Raw genomic sequence first — 18,842 nt, 5'->3', positions numbered from 1 at the left:
AGGAGAGGAAGCAGGCATGAATACGCACAAACAAGGAGATATTCAGCTTGTGATTATTACAGGAATGTCAGGTGCGGGGAAAACCGTTGCCATTCAAAGCTTTGAAGATTTAGGTTACTTCTGTGTAGATAACTTGCCGCCATCACTTTTACCAAAGTTCCTAGAACTCATGAAGGATTCTAATTCGAAGATGAGCAAGGTCGCCCTTGTGATGGATTTACGCGGACGAGAATTCTTTGACAGCTTAGTTGCAGCCTTAGATGAAATGAGTGATCTTGGCTGGATCACACCAAGAATATTATTTCTAGACGCAAACGATAAGGTGCTTGTCTCAAGATACAAAGAAACGAGACGTTCGCATCCTCTTGCGACAACAGGTTTGCCGCTCGAAGGAATCGCAATGGAACGCGATCTGTTAGAAGAGTTAAAAGGCCGGGCTCAAATGATTTTTGATACATCGGATTTAAAACCAAAACAGCTTCGAGAAAAAATTGTCGCGCACTTTGCCACGACCCAAGGGCAGGTGTTTACAGTGAATGTGATGTCCTTCGGTTTTAAATACGGTCTGCCGATTGATGCTGATCTTGTATTTGATGTGAGATTTCTGCCGAATCCTTACTATATTGAGAGCATGCGTCCACAGACTGGAAACGATGAAGAAGTGCGTTCCTATGTAATGAAATGGAGCGAGACACAAAAATTCACAGAGAAATTAATTGACCTTCTCAGCTTTATGCTTCCGTCCTATAAACGAGAAGGAAAAAGCCAGCTTGTGATCGCTATTGGCTGTACAGGCGGACAGCACCGATCAGTGACGCTAGCGAACTACTTATCGGAGTATTTTAAAAATGACTACTACACTCATGTCACTCACCGGGACATTGAAAAGAGAAGCAGAAAATAGATGACGACACTTCCAAAGGTGGTCATTCTTGGCGGGGGCACTGGCTTATCTGTTTTGCTCAGAGGGCTAAAAACAAAGCCAGTGGATATTACCGCTATTGTAACGGTTGCTGATGACGGAGGCAGCTCAGGCAGACTGCGGCATGATTTGAATATTCCGCCTCCAGGCGATATTCGAAATGTCCTTGCAGCTCTCTCTGATGTTGAACCACTTGTAGAAGACTTATTTCAGCACCGTTTTAACAAAGGGAATGACTTAACAGGCCACTCACTTGGCAACCTCATTCTTGCGGCCATGACAAATATAACCGGTGATTTTTTTCATGCCGTCACAGAAATGAGCAAGGTCTTAAATGTAAGAGGAAAAGTCTTACCAGCAGCGAATTCAAGTGTTGTTCTACATGCTGAACTAGAAAATGGGCAAGTGGTAACAGGAGAATCAAAAATCCCAACCTACGGTGAGCGAATTAAACGAGTGTTCCTCACACCCAATACGATTGAGCCGCTCCCAGAATCGATTCAAGTCATTCGTGAAGCCGATTTGATCGTCATTGGACCTGGCAGCTTATATACAAGTATCTTGCCAAACTTACTTGTACCGCATATTGGCGAAGAAGTGATTCGTTCGAAGGCGAAAAAAGTGTATATTTGCAATGTCATGACGCAGCCAGGGGAAACGCTTTCCTACAGTGCAGCTGATCATGTGCAGGCATTAAACGATCATATGGTTCGTCCATTTATTGATACCATTTTTGTGAACAATAAAGAAATTCCAGAAGAGATCAAAGCAAAATATGCAGAAGAACAGGCACAGCCTGTACAGTTCGACACAGATGTACTCAAGGCAATGGGACTGGAAGTCATCCCTGGGGAAATCATTACATACGACCAGCATGTGATTCGTCACGACACGCTGAAAGTAGCCGCGCTGCTTGTCGACCTGTTGCATAAGAAAAAATAGGAATGGGGGTGGCAAGGATGTCATTTGCATCCGAAACAAAAAAAGAGCTGACTAATCTGGACGTGAAGGACTGCTGCACAAAAGCAGAGCTTTCTGCCCTCATCCGTATGAACGGTTCATTATCTTTCTCTAATCGAAAATTAATTCTAGATATACAGACAGAGAACGCAGCCATCGCAAGACGGATTTATACGCTGCTAAAAAAGAAATATGATGTCACAGTCGAGCTGCTCGTTCGTAAGAAAATGAGATTAAAAAAGAATAATGTGTATATTGTCAGACTGGTAGAACGAGCGAAAACCATTTTAGAGGATTTGAAAATATTAGGTGAGCATTTTGTATTTGAGCGCAATATTTCAGAAGAGCTTGTAAAGAAAAGGTGCTGTAAGCGCTCCTATATGAGAGGTGCTTTTTTAGCAGGCGGTTCTGTGAATAATCCAGAAACGTCTTCCTATCACCTTGAGATTTTTTCACTATATAAAGAACACAATGATGCCCTTTGTGAGCTGATGAACCAATTTCATCTCAACAGTAAAACACTTGAGCGTAAAAAAGGCTACATCACATATATGAAAGAAGCCGAAAAAATTACCGAATTTTTAAGTGTTGTAGGTGCGCATAATTCACTTCTTCGCTTCGAAGACGTTCGGATCGTCCGTGATATGCGGAATTCCGTGAACCGGCTCGTCAATTGTGAAACAGCAAACTTGAATAAAACGATTGGTGCATCGCTGCGTCAGGTCGAGAACATCCAATTCATTGATGAAAAAATTGGACTTGATGCTCTGCCAGATAAGCTGCGTGAAATTGCAAAACTGCGAGTCGACTATCAAGAGGTCACGCTAAAGGAACTGGGAGAAATGGTGGAAAGTGGCAAGATTAGCAAATCAGGCATTAATCACCGCTTAAGAAAGCTAGATCAAATTGCAGAACAATTACGAAACGGACAAGCTGTTACACTCAAATAGGAGAATGAAAAAGGGAGGCAGATCATATGGTGGAAAAAACGGTCACCATCCAGTTGAAAACAGGCTTGCAGGCACGTCCCGCTGCTTTGTTCGTACAGGAAGCGAATCGTTTTGGAGCTGAAATCTTTCTAGAGAAGGACGGAAAAAGAGTCAATGCGAAGAGCATTATGGGTCTCATGAGCCTTGCGATCAGCTCTGGGGTCACTGTTAAACTGATAGCAGATGGTGCGGATGAACAAGAAGCCATTGATGCGTTAACGGATTTTATCAATCAAGAAAACTGAGTCTCTTCACAGACTCAGTTTTTTTAGAAGGGAATGAACATGATGCAATCAGCATTTTTACAGAAGATCGGATACGAAGGCCAGTCCATCACCTTTGATGACCTGCCTGTATTATTAAAAAAGATGGCCTACACCTTTCCATTTGAAAATAGATCTGTGCTGAACAAACAATCCTATGCCTTGAATCAAGAAGGATTGAAAGAGCATCTTCTTGAAGGAGGCAGAGGAGGTCTTTGTTACGATCTCAATCCTCTTTTATATTATGTGTTAAATGAGGCAGGACTCGCTGTACAGCTCGTTCAAGGGACCGTGTATAACAAGGAAGCGGGCATATGGGCAATTGATGGTACGCACGTAGCCATGACGTTGAATCATCAAAACGAACGGTATCTTATTGATGCGGGTTTTGGTGTGAATTTACCTCTCCAGCCTGTACCCTTTACTGAAGAATGGGTGGAAGGAGCGTCTATTCGGTTTCGAGTCAAAGAAGAAGAAACTGAAAAAGGTACGCATCTTCTCCAATTAGATAGAGGAGAAGGCGCTGAAACAGGCTATGCATTTACATTGGAAGAGGTGAGTGAGCCTACATTGGTCCAAATGAGAGAGGAGATTTATGAAAATGAAGCCTCTCCTTTTAACAAAAGACCACTTGCTTCAAAGCTCACACCAACAGGACGTGTAATCGTCACCGAGGATCATGTCACTATACATGAACATGAAGAAGTGTCGAAAAAACCGCTGTCTCTGCCTTTTGAGGAATACGTGAAAACCCTGCTGCCATAAGTGGCATCAAAAAAACAGCCCTGCGTCAAATGGGGCTGTTTTTTGATTGATTATCGAATCCGTGTGAATGTCGCGTAATGGTCTGTTGTTTTGTAAATGAGCCAGTCACTTGAATACACGAGGCGGTCAGCATTGCGGAAGCCTGAGACGTAGTTGATATCTGCCTCACGCCATGTGCGGCCGCTTGCTGAAGGGAGACGTCCCTCCCGGTTAGAGAAAACATCTCCACCGATGCTTTTGCCTGGGGCAACCTCTGCTAGATTTCCCTTCGATGCCACCCATCCAAGAGCACTTGCTTGTGATTTTGTGATGTAGTTATCAGGCAGTCGTTTGTAGCGAATCAAATAATCTGCTACACCATCAAACGTATTAATGACGGCAAGGGTATGAACATCTGATGTCAGTTGAATAGAAGCTGTTTTATTTGTGGCGGTCGGTGTAAGTGGTGTTTCGGCATTGGCTTGCTGCGGAATAAAACCAGAAAACAGAATAGCAGCAATCAGAGCAAACATAGTAAAAACCGAACTGATTTTTTTCATCTTCATCCTCCTATTAAGGAAATCGGAAGCTGTCCTCTTGATGCTTGTCTACCTCATATTATAGCACCCGAATATGAAGGAAATGTAAAGAAACAGGATCTTTGCTAAAATGAGGCTTTTCTCCTGATATTCTTCTGATGAAATAAATAAAAAGACGCAGCTCTGAATCCTGCGTCTTTTCCGATTAAGATGAAGCAAGCTCCTTCACAATATCTACAGGGGCTTTGCCATCAATTCCATGAATCACATTATGAATGGCTCGTTTCAGCATAAGATCCCGCGTTGTTTCAGTAGCGGAACCGATGTGGGGAACAAGGGTGACATTGTTCATTTCTTTGAAAGGATGATTCTCCTGAAGCGGTTCCTGTTCAAACACATCAAGACCTGCGCCTTTGATCCATCCCTCTTGAAGCGCTTGAATGAGGCTTTTTTCGTCCACTGTTTTCCCGCGGGAGATGTTTACAAATAAAGCCGTTTGCTTCATTAACTTCAATTCTCGTTCGCCAATCATATGATACGTTTCATCGGTCAGCGGTGTAATCAACACAATGATATCAGCTTGCTTTAGTAGGTCATCAAGTGTGCAATATAAAGCGCCATATGCTGATTCAGCCTTTTCATTCCGGCTGCGGTTATGATACAGGACATTCATATCAAAACCATGTGCAGCTCGTTTGGCGACTTGCTCTCCGATTCGTCCCATGCCAATAATGCCAAGCGTTTGATGATGGACATCGATGCCAAAGATATCTTCTTCCTGTACAAATTTCGTCCATTTCCCCTCACGGATAAAACGATCAAGCTCGGCAATTCTTCGCGCAGAGGAAAGAATGAGTGAAAATGCAAGGTCAGCCACAGTATGATCGAGTGTATGAGGCGTGTGCGTTCCGATTATGCCTCTTTGCCTCATCACTTCTATATCGAAGTTGTCATAGCCAACAGAGTTATTGCTCACGACCTTGAGTTTTGGTGCGTGATCTAATAGCTCTTGATCGATTTTCGTCCCAGACGTTAAAAGACCATCAGCATGCTGCAATTTTTGAAACAAAATATCTTTTGGAATGGGGTCTTTGGATTGCCACACCTCGTATGTACAATGTTCCTTTAGTATTTCCTCAAATGAGGCAGGTAATGGTTTGGCGACAAAAATATGTGGTGTCACAGTCAACTCGCTCCTTTCACATGGTCATCTTGCTCCTTTTATTATAAAGCAACCATTTCGTCTGAACACGTTTGAAGGTTATCTGCTCAATATTTAATATACTAAAATAACGGAAAAGAGAGACATTTTCTTAGTGAAAAAGGTTATTTATATGCCATCTGATGCATTTATTACTTAGGTGGAAATCAGCTAATGGGAGATGTGACATATGAAGAAGCCGGTTTTTCTGAGAGATTATCTGACAAACTGGAAAATAGATCGAGATTTTTTGATAGAAAAATGATTATATTTGAAACATATTAAACGGGAAGGTCGTTTTCTACTAAACCATTTCATCGTCTTTTGGCGAGCAGAGAACGATAGATTGAAAGGAAGACCGCGTCCCCCTTGCGATGAAGCGTAAATGAGAGAAAATGATCGCATTTCTTCTCATCGTTTTCTCATTTTTTTCTTTTTTTTCTATCATTTTTCATCTTTAAGCTTGAGAACACACGAAAGAAAAGGAGGACAGGCAGGAGCTTACGTGACTTATAAAAAGATTGGGAGTTGGCAAAATGGGATCAAAATTAGAACAGATTCTTCAGCACAATTCAAAATTCGTACAAGAGAGACATTATGAGCCTTACAAAGTGGGGAAATTTCCTGAAAAGAAACTCGTCATATTAACTTGTATGGATACACGTCTTTTGGAATTATTGCCGCAATCCATGGGGCTGCGCAACGGTGATGCGAAGATCATTAAAAATGCGGGCGCCATCGTAACACATCCTTTTGGCAGTGTGATGCGGAGTATTCTGCTAGCAATCTATGAACTAAAGGCAGAAGAGGTATGCATTGTAGGACATCATGAATGCGGAATGGCAGGTCTTGCGGCAGATCCTTTACTTGAAAAGGCGAAAGCGCGTGGCATTGAAGAGAAATGTTTGAGCATTGTGAAAAACTCAGGAGTTGATTTAAAGGGATGGCTGACAGGCTTTGATTCGGTTGAAGAGAGCGTGTCCCAAAGTGTGAAATTGGTCAAAGAGCATCCACTTATGCCAAGTGATGTGGCTGTTCATGGACTTGTCATTCATCCAGCAACGGGAAAGCTGGATGTCGTTGTGAAAGATAATCAGATTGACGCACAGTATACCTAAATCATCTACACATACTTGAAGGAGGCCAACACATACCATGCGTTTTTATGGAAGATTTGAAGGATATGATTCATCAAAATTTAGACGTGATTTAATCGCTGGGCTTGTCGTGGGCGTTGTGGCAATTCCTTTAGGCATGGCTTTTGCCATTGCATCTGGTGTCGGACCAGAATATGGATTATACACAGGCATCGTTGCCGGCATTTTGATTTCATTGTTTGGTGGTTCAAAGTATCAGATCGGCGGGCCGACTGGGGCGTTTGTTCCAATTTTATTTGGTATCGTCAGCCAATACGGTATCGAAAACTTACTCATTGCCGGTTTTATGGCAGGGTGTATGCTTGTATTATTCGGGATATTCAAACTAGGGAAGCTCATGAAATTTATTCCTCGTCCGGTTATCATCGGCTTTACTGCTGGCATTGCTGTCATTATTTTTTCAGGGCAGATTGCCAACTTCCTCGGATTAAAGGGTGTTGAAAAGCATGAAAGCTTTTTCCTCAATATGAGAGAAATTGTGGTCCATCTCGGTACCGCAAACAGTCTTGCCATCATCACAGCTGTTATTGGGCTTATTGTGATTTTGGCGGCACAAAAATACATTCCCAAAATACCTGGTGCTCTATTAGGTCTATTGGCTTCAACGTTTCTAGCTGTTCTCTTTTTCCAAGGACAAGTTGAAACGATCGGCTCGGCATATGGGGAAATTCCTCGTCAGCTGCCAAGCTTTGCTTTTCCTGAATTAACGATTGAAAAAATGATCTACCTCCTCCCTCCAGCGATTGTCATTGCGCTTTTAGGCGGCGTGGAATCAATTTTATCGGCAATGGTCGCAGACAATATGAAAGGCTCAAAGCATGACAGCAATAAGGAGCTTGTTGGGCAAGGAATTGCCAATATGGCGGCACCGCTGTTCGGAGGAATTCCGGCGACTGGGGCGATTGCCCGTACGGCAACAAACATCAAAAATGGCGGAGCAAGCCCGATTTCTGGTGTTGTGCATGGCGTCGTCGTGCTGCTCATCTTAATGCTATTTGCGCCATATGCGTCGATGATTCCACTTGCTGCGATGGCACCGATTTTAATGTTTGTTGCTTGGAATATGAGTGAGAGAAAAGAGTTTATCAATATTGTAAAAGTGAAAAATGCGGATTCCCTTGTACTTGTTGTCACCTTCCTGCTAACGGTCATCGGTGATTTGATTATTGGCGTCACCGCAGGTCTCATTTTAGCCTTTATCGCTTTCATCAAAAAAATGAGCCAGACGACCAGCATTCATCCAAACGTTGCGGTTCCCCAGATGGAAACAGCAGCAGCTTTAGAAAAACAGACAGACCAGCAAGGCATTAGTATGTACGCCATTGAAGGGCCGCTGTTTTTCGGAACAACAGATTCACTCGAAAATTCGATTCTGGACCATGTTCAGACAAAGCCAAAAACGCTCATTCTGCTCATGAATAAAGTCAATTATATGGACACATCAGCAGAAGCGGTGCTGATGAATATCTCCAACCGGTTAAAGCATCATAATGGTAAGCTGATGATTGTCGGACTTCAATCACAGCCGAAAGAGCTTTTGCGTCGAACAGGTCTTTTCCATCATATTGGAAAACAGCATTTTTTTGAACGAACAGATGATATCTCACCACAGCAGCTATAAAGGTGGAAAAAAGCACGTGACGATGTGGTCACGTGCTTTTCAGTTCTGAAAAACGCTTTGTGAGTTTCTGTTGATGAGAGGAGAAGATCTCTTCTACTGTGACATCATAGAGATCGGCTAAAATAAGTAGATTCGCTAACACATCTCCCATTTCTTCAACGAGTTCTTTCTTCAACTCAGATGATTTTTGTTTTTGCTCGTCAGGCCGGTCACGTCCGATCTCGATGGCTCTAACAGCGCGAGCGAGTTCTCCTGTTTCTTCCATCAGGAACCCTAACCGGATAAACGGTCCGTATTCTGTCCAATTTCTCTTTTTGTAAAAATCCTTGATCCATTTCTCCATCTCATTTGTTTGCATTCTCTTTATACAGCTCCTTATATGGTGTGCACCTTTTGATTTTACACTATATATAGACGAAGCGGTTGTTTTTAAAAAAACAATTATAGTAGAATGAGTGGGTGAAGAAATCATAGAGAGAGATGGAGCTGTTTTGATGAAAACGATTTGTGTGTTTGCTGGTTCGAATCCAGGCGTGAAGGACGTCTACAAAGAAAAGGCTGTAGAGCTGGGGACTTATATGGCAGAGCATGACATCCGTCTTGTATACGGCGGTTCACGAATTGGATTGATGGGTGCCATTGCAGATGAGGTTTTAAGAAATGGCGGGCAAGTCATTGGAGTTATGCCTAAGGGGCTTTTTAGAGGAGAAGTTGTGCATCAAGAGCTGACAGAATTAATCGAGGTAACAGGAATGCATGAACGAAAAGCGAAAATGAGTGAGCTGGCTGATGGATTTATTGCGATGCCAGGCGGCTTTGGTACATATGAAGAATTATTTGAGGTGCTATGCTGGGCACAAATCGGCATTCACCAAAAGCCAATCGGCTTGTATCAAGTGAATGACTATTTCAATCCGCTCATTGACATGGTGAAGTTTAGTGTACAGGAAGGTTTCTCGAATGAATCACACCTCCAATTGTTACATGCCTCCAGCGAACCGGAGGAATTAATCACGCAGATGGCTTCTTATCAAACACCATCTCTTCAGCAGAAATGGACGGAGCTGTCTTAAAGCGTATTTCAACCACAAAAAACCGTCTGTTCGAGGAGCAGACGGTTTGTTTTGTTATATTATTTTTGTTCTTCTGCATTACGGGTCAAGACTTTGTCAATGAGTCCGTATTGAAGTGCTTCTTCCGCTGTTTTGAAGTTGTCACGATCTGTATCGCGCTCAATCACTTCGATTGGCTGACCAGTACGTTCAGCAAGTACTTGGTTCAGTTTATCGCGTAAAGAAAGGATTCGTTTTGCCGCAATTTCAATTTCTGTTGCTTGACCTTGGGCACCACCTAGTGGTTGGTGAATCATGACTTCACTGTTTGGAAGAGCATAACGCTTACCTTTTTCACCAGCAGCAAGCAGGAACGCACCCATAGATGCAGCCATACCAATACAAATGGTTGATACCTTTGGTTTAATAAATTGCATCGTATCGTAAATGGCCATACCAGCTGTGATTGAACCGCCAGGGCTGTTAATGTAGATAGAAATATCTTTTTCTGGATCTTCAGCTTCTAAGAAAAGCAGCTGTGACACGATGGAGTTGGCAACATTGTCATCGATCGCAGAACCAAGCATGATAATACGGTCTTTTAAAAGACGAGAATAAATGTCGTAAGCTCTTTCCCCACGATTTGTTTGCTCAATGACTGTAGGTATTAAATTCATAATGTTCCTCCTTCACCTTTTAGGTAAGTATGTAATTCAATGATACATTTTTGGTCAATAAAGGTCAAACAAAACGCAATCAAAAAATTCGACAGCCACATGTTATTTTTCCCAAAAATTATTTTTCTTAAACCATGGAAAAGGTTTAAAAAAATATGGTAAAACTTTGGCTATGCAGTGACCATGCTTCTCCTAGGATGGTTGACATTGTTCATTTGGCCATTTATTGATGGGATCATTTGTCTTGTCAAAACAGTGGATGAAGTAAATGAAAATATGGAACGAAAAATTATTGCATCTGTTAAAAGCGCATAAGTCGACATGTCTGCATCTTTTCGGTGCAGGCTTCTTCTTTGAAGTCATCAGAATATCATTGCTTTCTTGCAGCATTTCCCTTATAATTTGATATGCTGACGTTCAAAAACATATCGTGCGCTCGTAGCTCAGTTGGATAGAGCGGTGGTTTCCGGTACCACGTCTGCCGGGGGTTCGAATCCCTCCGAGCGCGTACTTGGCCTTGTTCACGATTGATAAAGGTCCAATTTAAACCCTCTCCTTTGGAGAGGGTTTTTTCGTTTTACTATATGTATCATTCACTTTTAAAACTGTTCATTTAATGATTGTCTAATTATGCTATAATTAATAATCATTCTCAATTAAAGGTGGTTTCGCAAGTGAAAAAAATGATATGGTTGATCAGTTTGATGGCATTATTGTTAGTGGCATGCGGGCAGAAAGAGAATAAAGAGCAAGCAGCAAGCACACGTACATATACAACTGAAACGGGTGAAAAGATCACCATTCCTGCTAAGCCAAAGCGAGTTGTTGTTTTAACGGCGCAACTTGGAAGTTTCCAAAAACTTGGTGTGACACCAGTTGGGATGACGGATGTTTATCCTAAATCATCCTTTTTAGATGAAACAGGTGTGAAGCGGGTGCCTATCGAAAATGTGGAGGCGATTGCAAAGCTGAAGCCTGATTTGATTATTGCTTATTCTCAAAACGCACAGGTTGAAAAATATAAAAAGATTGCCAAAACGATCACATTCACGACAAGTGAACACAGCTTCAAAGAGATGCATATTGAAATCGGAAAGATTCTTGGAAAAGAAGCGTTAGCAAAAAAACAAATAAAAGAACTGGATGAGCAGTTAAAGAAAGACGGAGAAGAAGTCAAAGCAAAAATAAGTGATGACAAGACATTCTCCATCATGGATGTTCAGCCAAAGCAAGTATACTTATTTGGTACTGATTTTGGCCGCGGCGGGGAAGTTATCTATCAAGGCTATGGATTCAGCCTGCCTGCAAAAGTAGAAAAGGCACTTCCAAAGGAAGGCTATCTTGGTATTTCGTTAGAAGAGATGAACCAGTATACAGGTGACTATTTACTTGTCCCCACAAAGGATGGAAAAGAGCCAAACCTAGATATCACGGGCAGCGGTGTATGGAAAAAGAATCGAGCGGTGAAGCAGGGACATGTTCTTTATTATTCAATCAATGAATTTATCTATGCAGATCCGATCTCAATTGAAAAACAGTCTGCTGCGTTTAAACAAATGCTGCTCAAAAAATAATAGAAAAAGGACAAAGCACTTAACTTGGGGCTTTGTCTTTTTTCTTCTAGTCATCTCTTAAAATACTGGTCATAAGACTCATTTCTTCCCTTTACAGGCTGTATATGATTAACATGGAAGAGAATTTACAATGAGGAGGGATTTCTTGTGGCGAAGATTTTATTGATTACATTTCCCGCTGAAGGGCATGTGAATCCTATGTTAGGGATCATCAAAGCATGGGCGGATCGTGGAGATGAAGTGCATGCGGTCACAACTGTACATTATGAGGAACGAATCAAACGCTTAGGCGCTCACGTACATAAACATCCAGACTATATTCGGACATTACACGTGGATGAAGGAAATCTCGATTCCATGCAGCCATTCTTTCATGCCATGTTGCAAACATCATTTGATATTTTAGAGGTGGTAGAAACACTTTCTCAGCAGCATTCATTTGATTTTGTCTATTTTGATATGTTTGGTGCAGGGGAGCTTGTTCGAGATTATTTACAAATTCCAGGAATCGGTTCAAACCCATCTTTTGTGCTGCAAGAGGCGCATTTTGATACACCGCTATACAGAAAGGATGAGAAAGCCGATCATCTGTTAGAAAGCATACAAGAGCGTTTTGGCGTTCAGCCAACGCGTTTGATGCAATTCATGAAAAATCGCGGAGAACTGAATATCGTGTATACAAGTGAATATTTTCAGCCGTCTGTCGATGCAGTGAACGACTCATTTGTTTTCATTGGACCGAGCTTTCTAAAAAGGGCAGATCAGCATGATTTCCCGCTGGAAGCACTTGAGCAAGAAAAAGTCGTCTTTATTTCGATGGGCACCGTTCTTGGGGATACAGAAGCATTTTTTAATATGTGTATTGATGCATTTGCCGACTTTGATGGAAAAGTGGTGCTCGCAACAGGTCAAAAAGTGGATCGGTCTCTCTTGAAAGAAGCACCTTCTCATTTTCTGATCGAGCCTTATGTGCCACAGCTTGAAGTACTTGAGCTGACAGATGTGTTTGTGACGCATGGCGGAATGAACAGTGTCAATGAAGGCATTCATTATCACGTTCCGATGGTTGTCATTCCGGTCGACAAAGATCAGCCGATGGTCGCACAAAGACTGACCGAGCTATCTGCTGCCCGTGCACTTGATAAAGACCAACTGACAGCAAAGCAGCTAAGAGAAACCGTGGAATCTGTTCTGGGAAGTAACACATACCGTGCTGGAATCGAAAAAATTGAAGAAAGCTTCCAAACAGCAGGCGGAACAGATAAAGCATTGCGGACGATTGATCAATGGATGCAGACGAAACAGACTCAATCATGAGTCTGTCAGCGTGTAGGCAAACCCTCGTATTTGGTGTCTGACGTGCATGAAAGTGGAATTGCTCTGCTTTGGTACCAGTCCTTCCAAGACTTCAAAGGTTTTCTATTACGCTGAAATGAATGGACTCACCTGTGCCATTTCAGCTTGACAAAAAATAACCAATCTTTTATTGTAAACGTAACAAACGACGGAAGGGTGACCCAATGCAATGAAGTACTAATCCTATGACCTGTAAGCAAAATGAAAAAACGAAGGCAGTGAGCAAACGATTGGTTTGCCATGTTTGCTGCGTTTTCATTTTTTAGCTTCGGAATAGGATGGTACAGCTTGGGAATCAAAGAATGAGGAGATTGATACGGGGATGTGTGTGTTCAAATAGGAACGGCACGTCATCCGAGATTGATCCGCTTATTTTTGTACACCATTTTGCCTCCTATTCTGAGAATGGGAGGCTTTTTCATGTCTCCTGATACGAAAGGAGTGGGTTGGATGTTAGTAAAAGCCAATCAGTTAAAGGTGTTTCGAAAAGATCGATTGTTATTTGATATTGAGGAACTTACCATCCATCAAAGTGACCGCATTGGACTTGTCGGGGCAAATGGCAGCGGGAAAACGACGTTATTGCATGTGCTCGCGGGACAAGAGACACCAGACAGTGGCACGTTTGCTGCCACAACGACCTGCACACTGCTTCCTCAGCTAAAACAAGCGGATGGCATACAGAGTGGTGGTGAGATGACCCAGGCTTATATTGAAAGCGCGTTAAACCGTCCTTCTGCCCTTTTATTAGCAGATGAACCAACGACTCATTTAGATACAGAGCACATTGAGTGGCTGGAAGAGAAGCTTCACAATTATCAAGGAGCCCTCATTGTCGTTTCACATGATCGTGCTTTTTTAGATGCGGTATGTACGGAGATTTGGGAGCTGGATCATGGACGGCTCAATCAATACAAAGGCAACTACACGCAATTTGCACATCAAAAAGAGCTGGCGCATCGTCAGCAGGTGGAAGCGTACGAAGCTTATACCCAAAAGAAAAAACAGTTAGAGCATGCGCTAGAAAAGAAAAAGAAAAAAGCCGACAAAGCTACAAAGCCATCCCAAAAGCTGAAATCCTCAGGGCCAAAAATTGCAAAGCCCTACTATGCAAATAAGCAAAAAAAGCTGCAAAAAACAGCCAAATCGATTGAAACAAGGATGGAGAAATTAGAAAAGGTTGAGAAAGTAAAAGACATTCAGCCCATTCAAATGACGCAGCATACAATGAAGGAAGTAGCGAGCCGTACCATTTTGCGAGTGAAAAATGTAGATGGCAAGGCGGGCGATCAATTGCTTTGGAAACAGGCGAATGTGGAAGTGAGAGGCGGGGACAAGGTCGCCATCATTGGCAAGAATGGGAGCGGGAAAACGACATTTCTCCGAATGCTGGTAAATGGACATCTCGGAGTTTCTCGCTCAGAAGCTGTCAAGCTCGGTTATTTTCGTCAGGATCTTTCAGGATTAAAGGTAGATGAATCGATTTTACAAAATGCGCTGAAAGAGGCAGTTCAAGATGAGACAGTGGTACGAACGGTTTTAGCGAGACTTGGATTTCGAGGAGATGACGTGCATAAACCTGTTGGGGTATTAAGCGGGGGAGAACGGGTGAAGACTATGCTGGCATCCCTGCTTGTCAGCGATGCCAATGTTCTCATGCTGGATGAACCGACGAACTTTCTAGATCTGGCGGCAGTTGAAGCGCTTGAAGGTCTATTGAAGGATTACCCGGGTACTGTTGTGTTCGTTTCCCATGATCGTAGACTGATTGAGAAGGTGGCGACTCGCATTTTCCATGTTCATGAAAAGCGTATTGAAGCTTTTTGTGGCACATATGAAGCGTATAAACAAAAAGGCGACAAACCAGCTGTTACCCAAAGAGAAGAGGAGCTTCTGTTAATTGATTTACAGCTGTCTGAAGTGCTCAGCCGGTTAAGTATTGAGCCATCTCAGGAGCTGGAGGAGACATTTCAAGTATTATTGAAACAAAAGAAATCTTTGGAGTCATAAAGAAAACCCCTGTGTTTATTGCACAGGGGCTTGTTCATGTCGTTCTTTTTTTAATTGATCAAGCTCACTGACTGTGACGAGCTGATAGCCTTGTTTGGTGAGTTCATGAATGATCTTCACTGCTGCTTGAGCTGAGCTGTCATAAATATCGTGCATCAACACTGTTCTGCCATCTGCTGCATGTGAAAGAACGTGGTTTGTGATCTGCTGGCTGTTGCGAATTTTCCAATCCTCAGGATCAACATCCCATAAAGAGACCTTCATCCCAACTGCTTGATTGATGTCTTGATTTGTCCCACCATATGGCGGTCTAAAGTGCGTAGGTGCATACCCGCTCGCTTTCTCAATCAGCTTCTGAGTGTCCTTCACTTGTTTCACCGCCTCCTTTAAAGGCAGTCTTGTTAATAAAGGATGACTGTAAGAATGGTTTCCGATTTCATTTCCGCCTTTTAGAATATCAGCAAGCATATTAGGATAATACTGCACCCTGCTGCCTAATACGAAAAAGGTCGCATGTCCTTTATTTTCCTTCAGTGCTTCTAAAATCTTTGAGGTGGTCGCTGGATTCGGACCATCATCAAATGTGAGGGCGATGGCTTTTTTATTTGGATCAAGCTTTGATTTTTGCGGCAGCTTGACGGCTTTTCTTTTCGGATTTGGTTCTTTCATTTCATTTTGATTTTTGGTTTTATTCATATATTCTGGCTTCATTATATCTTTCAGCAGCGTCTTTTTAATCGAAAGTGTTTGGAGACCAAGATCTTCGCCGGCTACTTGAGATGCTGGGAAATAAAATTCTACATATTTCTCTTTCAAGGCAAATTGACTGAAGTTTTGAGCAGTAGGGGCTGTTCCCTTCTGAAGGAGCGTCTGATCCTTAGATAAGGTTTTGTCCTTTTGAAGCTCCGAATATGTAATGTAGGATAATTTCTTCAAAAAGTTGGTTTTAGGTAGAAATAAATCTTTTGTGTCAAGAAAGGTTTTTTTCTGAAAATCATAGTTGATCGTGAGATGATTGGTGGTCCCATTTTGCTGACCTGTATAGGTATAAGTCGTAAAGCGAATAGCAGCCGACTGCTTCGCATAATGCACCATATCATAATCAATATTCAGTTCAAAGCGTTTGTTTTCATCGACGTCCTTGGCTTCACTAAACGTCTTTTTGAAATGCTCTAAAGCTGAATTGGCATAGCTTTGAATCTTGTCATCTAGCTCTTTTTGATGAAAAAGAGGATAGTTGACTGCATATCTCATAAATTTCCCGTCATTTACGAGAGTGACGATTTCGACGTTTTTATAGTTCGTATCCTGCTTTACATTTTTCTTCTCGGTACCACTTGCTTGTTGATTCTGAAAGAAAGCAACGACTCCAATGACGATCGCAAGTGCAAATAGGCCGATACTCCATTTTCCCTTTAATGACACAACGTTCAAATCTCCTCTCAAGACGGGTCATTCTTTATCAGTTTGACATCTGTTTGTAATATTTTTATAACATTTGACTTACTTTTGTCATTTTAGAGGATGTTCAGGCGGAATGTCAACTATTTTCCTATTAAACTATGAGAAAAAATGATAGGTCATTTCAAACGAGCAAAGACTGTCAACTGCATACCTTCATTAATTAAAAAATAAGGTGTTGTACATTGATTTTTGAGAGGCAGGCAGATATAATTTTGATGATTATGATTCTCATTTTCAAACAGACTTTTAATGAAGAAAAGGATGACACCGATTTTGCAGGATAAGCGAACACCTCAACAAAAACGATCATCATATATTCTGTTCTTTTTGATATTTTTTCTCGCCGTTCTTAGTTTGGCGGCTGCCATGTTTTTGGCTGTATCATATGGTGCCAAAACATTGTCTCTGCAAACGGTTTGGACAGCTGTATTTGACTATCAGTCAGATGTCACAGAGCAGCAGATCATCCATGAATTAAGACTTCCTCGTGTTTTAGGAGCAGCTCTTGTTGGAGCGGCATTTGCCGTAGCGGGTGCGCTCATGCAGGGGATTACAAGAAACCCGCTGGCCGATGCGGGGATTTTAGGCATCAATGGCGGTGCGATGTTCGTGGTCGCTCTTTGTTTTGCTTTTTTCCCAGGAATCCCTTATTCGGCCCTTATGTTGTTTTCCTTTATTGGTGCAGTGCTCAGTACGCTGCTGATCTTTGCGATTGGTGCGGCTGGTGGCGTTTTGACACCACTGCGCTTAACAGTAGCAGGAGCCGTTGTGGCTGCATTGCTTCATGCACTTAGCTCTGGAATCGCGATTTATTTTGACTTAAGTCAGGACCTTGCGTTTTGGTATGCAGGCGGAGTGGCAGGTGTGAAATGGCCGCAGCTGACAATTCTTGCCCCGGTCATTCTCGTAGTGATCGTATGGGCGATGCTATTAGGACGGTCACTGTCGCTACTGTCGCTTGGTGAAGATGTAGCGGCAAATTTAGGGGTGAAAACGCGACAAGTGCGAATACTAGGAATGGTAGCTGCTGTATTATTAGCAGGGGTTTCTGTATCAGCAGTCGGCTCCATTGGGTTTGTCGGTCTTGTCATCCCACATATCGCACGAAAGCTGGTTGGTGTAAACTATCGTTTCGTCATTCCGATGTCAGCGATATTAGGCGCGGTACTGCTTGTCTTTGCTGACCTTGCCAGCCGCACCGTTAATCCGCCGCGAGAGCTTGCCATTGGCGTGATGGTGGCACTTGTCGGTGTTCCTTTCTTCTTGTATATTGCCAGAAAAGAAGGGAGGAACCTGTCATGAGAGAGAAACAGCGGGCTCTTGTTGTGACAGTCGTTTTGCTTTGTTTAAGTGTGGCAGTTGTGCTGTATAGCTTAAATACCGGTACGCTGAAACTAAATCCTCTTGTAGTCGTCAAAACGTTATTCGGCTTTGGAGATTTTCAAAGTGAAACGGTGCTGTTTGACTATCGTCTGCCTCGAATCGTGGTAACGATGCTAGCGGGAATTGGTCTTGGTATTGCGGGAGGCATTTTGCAAAGTCTATCTCGTAACCCGCTGGCCGATCCAGGGATTATTGGACTGAATGCAGGCGCTGCATTTGGCTTAATCGTGTTTGTGACGTATTTCCACGCACTAGAAGGCAATCCCTCTCTTCTTATTCCGCTCTTTACATTTGGCGGAGGGCTTCTTGCGGCAGCAGTCATCGTGCTTCTGGCGTATGACCGGCAGGAAGGGCTCGTTCCCATCCGGCTGATCCTAGTAGGAATTGCAGTTGCCGCGGGATTCAGTGCTTTGACATTATATTTGTCATTGAAGCTAGATGAAGATACATACACATTTGCTTCAAGATGGCTTGTCGGCAATGTCTGGGGGAGAGACTGGATTCATGTGTTAGCGCTTCTGCCTTGGATTGTCTGCCTTGTGCCGCTTACGCTGATGCAGTCAAGCACGCTCAATGCGTTGACATTAGGAGATGCTGTCGCCTCAAGTGTAGGTGTACGTGTTCAGCGTCAGCGTCTCCTTTTGCTGACCTTAGCTGTTGGTTTGGCGAGTGCAAGTGTTTCGATGACAGGCGGTATTGGTTTTATTGGACTTGTCGCTCCGCATTTGGCAAGGCGGCTTGTCGGCTCACTCCATCAATATTTTTTACCAGTTAGTGCGCTGATTGGCTTGTTGATTTTGGTCAGTGCCGATACAATTGGACGTTCCATCTTTGCCCCAAATGCCATACCAGCGGGTGTCGTTGTGGCTTTTATCGGCGCTCCTTATTTTCTCTATTTATTAGCAAAAACGAAATAAACAAGAAAGAGGA

18 protein-coding genes and 1 tRNA gene are annotated in these 18,842 nt (G+C 42.7%); 14 read left to right on the top strand and 5 right to left on the bottom strand.

The features are described from left to right. The first annotated feature begins 16 nt into the window (after positions 1-16). The 5 genes from rapZ to MHI11_RS17665 are packed head-to-tail and all read left to right on the top strand — an operon-like array spanning position 17 to position 3,899. Positions 17-904, top strand: coding sequence for an RNase adapter RapZ (gene rapZ, locus MHI11_RS17685; RefSeq protein ID WP_044139397.1), 888 nt, complete (start codon positions 17-19; stop codon positions 902-904). After that, positions 905-1,864 carry a gluconeogenesis factor YvcK family protein gene (locus MHI11_RS17680; RefSeq protein ID WP_044139390.1) on the top strand — a complete coding sequence of 320 codons (960 nt, stop codon included), beginning with the start codon at positions 905-907 and terminating at the stop codon, positions 1,862-1,864. 17 nt (positions 1,865-1,881) lie between these two features. Further along, entirely contained in the window at positions 1,882-2,832 is a 951-nt protein-coding gene (gene whiA, locus MHI11_RS17675) for a DNA-binding protein WhiA (protein WP_044139391.1), read from the top strand. 26 nt (positions 2,833-2,858) lie between these two features. Beyond that, the gene (locus MHI11_RS17670; RefSeq protein ID WP_044139392.1) at positions 2,859-3,116 is read left to right on the top strand and encodes an HPr family phosphocarrier protein; all 258 of its coding nucleotides are present in this window, start codon (positions 2,859-2,861) and stop codon (positions 3,114-3,116) included. Positions 3,117-3,155: 39 nt separating this feature from the next. After that, entirely contained in the window at positions 3,156-3,899 is a 744-nt protein-coding gene (locus MHI11_RS17665; protein WP_340961851.1) for an arylamine N-acetyltransferase family protein, read from the top strand. 50 nt (positions 3,900-3,949) lie between these two features. Here the strand turns inward: MHI11_RS17665 and MHI11_RS17660 are convergent, their stop codons facing one another. Further along, entirely contained in the window at positions 3,950-4,444 is a 495-nt protein-coding gene (locus MHI11_RS17660; RefSeq protein WP_376765241.1) for a ribonuclease, read from the bottom strand. A gap of 178 nt (positions 4,445-4,622) precedes the next feature. Continuing rightward, complete coding sequence (locus MHI11_RS17655) at positions 4,623-5,600, bottom strand: 2-hydroxyacid dehydrogenase (RefSeq protein WP_065097976.1); 978 nt, start codon at positions 5,598-5,600, stop codon at positions 4,623-4,625. Between the two features lie 554 nt (positions 5,601-6,154). On the opposite strand from MHI11_RS17655, the gene MHI11_RS17650 reads away from it, so the two are divergent. Together MHI11_RS17650 and MHI11_RS17645 are read left to right on the top strand one after the other, a co-directional pair. Continuing rightward, on the top strand, positions 6,155-6,736 hold the full coding sequence (locus MHI11_RS17650) for a beta-class carbonic anhydrase (RefSeq protein WP_065097977.1): 582 nt from the start codon (positions 6,155-6,157) through the stop codon (positions 6,734-6,736). Positions 6,737-6,773: 37 nt separating this feature from the next. Further along, positions 6,774-8,396: a SulP family inorganic anion transporter gene (locus tag MHI11_RS17645; RefSeq protein WP_340961849.1), complete on the top strand. Its 1,623-nt coding sequence runs from the start codon at positions 6,774-6,776 to the stop codon at positions 8,394-8,396. 28 nt (positions 8,397-8,424) lie between these two features. Here the strand turns inward: MHI11_RS17645 and MHI11_RS17640 are convergent, their stop codons facing one another. Beyond that, positions 8,425-8,754, bottom strand: a complete 330-nt coding sequence (locus MHI11_RS17640; RefSeq protein WP_003213115.1) for a MazG nucleotide pyrophosphohydrolase domain-containing protein — start codon at positions 8,752-8,754, stop codon at positions 8,425-8,427. A gap of 136 nt (positions 8,755-8,890) precedes the next feature. On the opposite strand from MHI11_RS17640, the gene MHI11_RS17635 reads away from it, so the two are divergent. Continuing rightward, positions 8,891-9,469 carry an LOG family protein gene (locus MHI11_RS17635; protein WP_044139006.1) on the top strand — a complete coding sequence of 193 codons (579 nt, stop codon included), beginning with the start codon at positions 8,891-8,893 and terminating at the stop codon, positions 9,467-9,469. A gap of 59 nt (positions 9,470-9,528) precedes the next feature. On the opposite strand, the gene clpP is transcribed toward MHI11_RS17635, so the two are convergent. Continuing rightward, the gene (clpP, locus tag MHI11_RS17630) at positions 9,529-10,125 is read right to left on the bottom strand and encodes an ATP-dependent Clp endopeptidase proteolytic subunit ClpP (protein ID WP_003212962.1); all 597 of its coding nucleotides are present in this window, start codon (positions 10,123-10,125) and stop codon (positions 9,529-9,531) included. Between the two features lie 432 nt (positions 10,126-10,557). Here clpP and MHI11_RS17625 point away from each other — a divergent pair. From MHI11_RS17625 to abc-f, 4 genes are all read left to right on the top strand, one after another. Next, positions 10,558-10,633 (top strand) — tRNA-Arg (locus MHI11_RS17625). Positions 10,634-10,808: 175 nt separating this feature from the next. After that, a complete protein-coding gene (locus MHI11_RS17620) occupies positions 10,809-11,699 on the top strand; it encodes an ABC transporter substrate-binding protein (protein WP_260564454.1) in 891 nt (296 codons plus the stop codon). 147 nt (positions 11,700-11,846) lie between these two features. Beyond that, positions 11,847-13,016: a macrolide family glycosyltransferase gene (locus MHI11_RS17615; protein WP_340961847.1), complete on the top strand. Its 1,170-nt coding sequence runs from the start codon at positions 11,847-11,849 to the stop codon at positions 13,014-13,016. 459 nt (positions 13,017-13,475) lie between these two features. Continuing rightward, on the top strand, positions 13,476-15,065 hold the full coding sequence (gene abc-f, locus MHI11_RS17610) for a ribosomal protection-like ABC-F family protein (RefSeq protein ID WP_445661863.1): 1,590 nt from the start codon (positions 13,476-13,478) through the stop codon (positions 15,063-15,065). Between the two features lie 15 nt (positions 15,066-15,080). Here the strand turns inward: abc-f and MHI11_RS17605 are convergent, their stop codons facing one another. Next, positions 15,081-16,490 (bottom strand): polysaccharide deacetylase family protein, encoded by a 1,410-nt coding sequence (locus tag MHI11_RS17605; RefSeq protein WP_340961845.1) that lies wholly within the window; start codon positions 16,488-16,490, stop codon positions 15,081-15,083. Between the two features lie 288 nt (positions 16,491-16,778). Between MHI11_RS17605 and MHI11_RS17600 the strand changes: the two genes are divergently transcribed. Beyond that, complete coding sequence (locus MHI11_RS17600; protein ID WP_080772918.1) at positions 16,779-17,831, top strand: FecCD family ABC transporter permease; 1,053 nt, start codon at positions 16,779-16,781, stop codon at positions 17,829-17,831. Beyond that, positions 17,828-18,829, top strand: coding sequence for a FecCD family ABC transporter permease (locus MHI11_RS17595; protein WP_044139002.1), 1,002 nt, complete (start codon positions 17,828-17,830; stop codon positions 18,827-18,829). Before MHI11_RS17600 ends, MHI11_RS17595 begins: the two co-directional genes overlap by 4 nt. Positions 18,830-18,842: the final 13 nt, after the last annotated feature.

The organism is Bacillus sp. FSL K6-3312, from assembly GCF_038007485.1.
GTDB lineage: Bacteria > Bacillota > Bacilli > Bacillales > Bacillaceae > Bacillus > Bacillus pumilus.
This window is presented reverse-complemented; position numbering and strand designations above follow the sequence as displayed.